The sequence below is a fragment of the Mycobacterium sp. genome, from assembly GCF_051006775.1.
Taxonomy (GTDB): domain Bacteria; phylum Actinomycetota; class Actinomycetes; order Mycobacteriales; family Mycobacteriaceae; genus Mycobacterium.
On record NZ_JBPCSX010000110.1, the window covers coordinates 1 to 3,614 of the forward strand.

Here is a 3,614-nt window from a genome sequence, read left to right on the forward strand (position 1 = left end):
ACATCCCGCACATCGAAGACGGGTTGCGGGGGCTGGAGAAGACCCGCAAGGTGGACTTCGAGGAGTGGCTGCGCAAGTGGCGACTCGACGCGGTGATCTTCCCGACCGTCGCCGACGTCGGCCCCGCCGATATGGACGTCAACCCGGACTCGGCCGATCTCGGCTGGCGCAACGGTGTGTGGGTCGCCAACGGCAATCTTGTTCCGCGCCATCTGGGAATCCCCACCGTGACGGTTCCGATGGGCGTGATGGCCGATATCGGCATGCCGGCCGGGATCACCTTCGCCGGCCGGGCCTACGACGACACCGCCCTGCTGGGCTACGCCGCGGCATTCGAGGCCACCGGCACCCGGCGCGTTCCGCCGCCGCGGACCCCACCCCTAGGATCGCCGTCATGACCTATCGCATGCCCGCCGAGTGGGCTCCCCAGGACCGCATCTGGATGGCCTTTCCGTGTGAGGGCTACACCCTGGGCGAGTCCGAGGCGGCCCGTCACGAAGCGCGGTCCACCTGGGCTGCCGTTGCCCATGCGATCGCCGAGTTCGAACCCGTGACCATGGTTGTCGACCCGGGATCGCGCGCCGATGCTGCGCGCTACCTGTCGAAGGACATCGAGGTCATCGAGGCGCCACTCAACGATGCCTGGATGCGGGATATGGGGCCCACGTTTGTGCATGCGGTGGACGGGTCGGTTGCCGCGGTGGATTGGGTGTTCAACGGATGGGGCGCCCAGGATTGGGCGCAGTGGGATCTGGATTCCCAGATCGGCCGGTTCGTTGCCGGCGCTGCCGGCACCCCGGTGATCAGTGCGGCTCTGGTCAATGAGGGCGGTGGCATCCAGGTCGACGGGGAGGGCACCGTGCTGCTGACCGACACCGTGCAACTCGATCCCGGCCGCAATCCCACGCTCACCCGTGCCGATGTGGAAGCCGAGATGGCCCGCACCATCGGCGCCACCCACGCGGTATGGCTGCCGCGCGGGCTGACACGCGACTCGGAGAAATTCGGCACCCGCGGGCACGTCGATATCGTCGCCGCGATCACCTCACCTGGCCGGTTGCTGCTGCACACCCAGCGCGATGCGTCACACCCCGACTATCAGGCCTGCAAAGAGATCCGGGCCGCACTTGACGGAACCCACGACGCGGCCGGGCGGGAGTGGGAGATCACCGAAATGCCCGCTCCCGCAACGCTGACCGACGCCGAAGGCTGGGTCGACTACAGCTACATCAACCACCTGGTGGTCAACGGCGGCATCATCGCCTGTAGCTACGCCGACGACCACGACCGCGAAGCGGTCGCGATCCTCGCCGAGCACTACCCGGGCCGGCGTGTGGTGAGCGTGGACGCCCGCCCGCTCTTCGAGCGCGGCGGCGGCATCCACTGCATCACTCAGCAGCAGCCGTCAGCACTCGTCTGAGGCACGAGCTCCAGAAGCGACCGTCGGGCAGCGGGCAGCCTGCGTTGCCCGGTCGACTCGCGGGCGGCGATATCGGCGGCGGCGAGCACTAGGATTCGTGCGGTCTCCCGCGGGTGCTCGACCACGCCCGTCAGGTCGGCGGCGAGAACGAGGGTCGCCTGCTGATTGCGGTGATCGACCTCGTCGGCGATCGCCGGCTCGGTGCGGGCCTCGAGTAGCAGCGCCCGTACGGCCGGTAGGGCGGTGCAGGCATCGAGGAACGCGATCAGGCGCCGCCGGAGGCGGTCCGGACCGGCGGGGTCGTCGGCAGTCTGGCTGATCACCTGTGCGAAAACCGTGTCGTGGTACCGCTGTTGCAGTGCGACCAGCAGGGCGGCGCGATCGGCGAAGTGGACGTAGAACGTGCCTTTCGCATGGCCTGCGGCCGTGGTGATCTCAGCGATCGACAACCCGCGCAGGCCGTCGCGTTCGGCCAGTCTCACGGCGGCGTCGAGCAGTTCGAGCCGGGTGGGATGGTTCTCGTCGGCCCGGCTGCCCGGCCCACGGCGCCGTCGGACCGGCGCGTCTCTCACCGCGCCATACTCCGTTGCAGTGTCGACAGGAATGGCGCCGTGCGGTCGAGGAACTCTCCGGGGCGTTCGATGAAGGGCTGATGTCCACCGCCCGGGAAGGTCAGCGTCTCTGCCATCGGCAGTGCGGCGCGGGCCCGGCGGCCGTCGAGATGCCACGGGAGCACCGGATCCCGGGTACCCCAGACCAGCAGGGTGGGACAGGTGACCGCGGCGGCCAGGCTGCGGCCGTCGTGATCGGGATCGGCGAAGCTGCGCCACACGTTTCCGTAGACTTCGCACCGCTCCGGGGACCGGGAGGCTTCCTCGGCGCGGGCGATCGCCGCGCTCACCGCGGGGTTGCGACCATGCAAGTACAGCCGGGGCAGCCGGCGGTAGACGACGGGCGCCACCCGCGCCGAGCCGAAGAGCCGGCAGGTCGCCGTCGTCCCGAACCATCGCGGCGTGAAGCCTCCGGGGGAGACCAGCGCCAGGCCGGCCACCCGCTCAGGACGCCGCGCTGCCGCGTAGAGAGCGGCGAATCCGCCTACCGAGTTGCCCATCAGCACATGCGATCCGCCGAGATTGTCGAGCCAATCGGTCAGTGCGACCCCGAATCCCACAGCCGACTCCGGGTAATGGCGAGGGCTAAGGCCGTGGCCGGGGAAGTCGATTGTGGTGACACACCAACCGGATTCGGCGAGTCCGTCGACGACGGCGCCGAAGTCCCGGTGGTCACCGCCATTGGCGTGCAGCAGGATCAGCGACGGGCCGGATCCAACGGTGGTCGTGTGCAGACGAGGTGCCGACATGCATCAACAATACATGACCATGTGGTCATCTACTAGAGATTGCGTCGGTGAAAACACGACAACCCGCAGCCCCATCGGGGCGTGCGGGTTGTCGACGGGTCGAACCGACAAGCGACTACTTGGGCGGGTAGACCCCCATGCCCTTGGCCTTCTCGGTCTGCCAGAAGATGTCGGAGATCGCCTCGATGGTCGCGAGCAGTTTCTCGCAGGTGGCCACATCGGTGGACTTCTTGACGTCGCCGGCGCCGTGCACGCCGTCCCAGAACAGCTGATGCAGGTTCGGGAACTGCTCGAAGTGCTCCTTGGTGAAGAAGTCGGCCAACAGCACCATGAGGTGATGCTTGACCTCCTCGGCCCGCTGCTCCTTGACCAGGATGGCGCGGGTGCGGAAGTGCTCATCGTCGGAGTCGTTGTACTTCTGAACCGTCTTGAGGCAGGACAGCGCCTCGATCTTTGCCTGGGCGGGGTCATAGACACCGCAGTACAGATCGCAGTGGGCGTGGGCGGGAGTGGCGTTGGCGAAGAGTCGTTGCAGCATGGCTTTAATTTACCCTTTGGCTGTGAGCCTCAGCCACCGGATCCGAGACTGGCCGCTACGGCGCTTCCTGGTCGCCGAGGATTCGATGCTGCCGACCCTGCGACCCGGCGACGGCCTGCTGGGTCTACGTGGTGGCGCGCCCAGGCCCGGACAGCTGCGGGTGTTCGCTGACCCCTGGTCGCCGTCCCGGTGGCTGGTCAAGCGAGTGGGTTTGGTGCAGGGCTCGAGCTTCGAAGCGCTCTCCGACAACCCCCGGGCGCCCGGCGCGATGGACTCTCGCGAGTTCGGCTGGGTCG

5 protein-coding genes and 1 pseudogene are annotated in these 3,614 nt (G+C 67.9%); 3 read left to right on the top strand and 3 right to left on the bottom strand.

Translation table 11 applies throughout. From position 1 onward, the window contains the following. Nucleotides 1-398, top strand: a pseudogene (locus tag ACR2JI_RS08165) (amidase); the annotation flags it as partial. Beyond that, entirely contained in the window at nt 395-1,420 is a 1,026-nt protein-coding gene (locus ACR2JI_RS08170) for an agmatine deiminase family protein (protein WP_526389579.1), read from the top strand. The pseudogene ACR2JI_RS08165 and the gene ACR2JI_RS08170, both read left to right, overlap by 4 nt. Here ACR2JI_RS08170 and ACR2JI_RS08175 read toward each other — a convergent pair. The 3 genes from ACR2JI_RS08175 to sodN form a co-directional block, all read right to left on the bottom strand. Further along, nucleotides 1,393-1,992 (bottom strand): TetR/AcrR family transcriptional regulator, encoded by a 600-nt coding sequence (locus ACR2JI_RS08175; protein ID WP_526389580.1) that lies wholly within the window; start codon nt 1,990-1,992, stop codon nt 1,393-1,395. The two genes, ACR2JI_RS08170 and ACR2JI_RS08175, sit on opposite strands and share 28 nt — an antisense overlap. Continuing rightward, complete coding sequence (locus tag ACR2JI_RS08180) at nt 1,989-2,780, bottom strand: alpha/beta fold hydrolase (RefSeq protein ID WP_526389581.1); 792 nt, start codon at nt 2,778-2,780, stop codon at nt 1,989-1,991. The genes ACR2JI_RS08175 and ACR2JI_RS08180 overlap by 4 nt, the downstream gene beginning before the upstream one ends. 115 nt (nt 2,781-2,895) lie before the next feature. Further along, nucleotides 2,896-3,318: a superoxide dismutase, Ni gene (gene sodN / locus ACR2JI_RS08185; protein ID WP_526389582.1), complete on the bottom strand. Its 423-nt coding sequence runs from the start codon at nt 3,316-3,318 to the stop codon at nt 2,896-2,898. 85 nt (nt 3,319-3,403) lie between these two features. On the opposite strand from sodN, the gene ACR2JI_RS08190 reads away from it, so the two are divergent. Further along, a partial coding sequence (locus ACR2JI_RS08190; protein ID WP_526389583.1) for a S24/S26 family peptidase occupies nt 3,404-3,614 on the top strand: 211 nt, incomplete at its 3' end.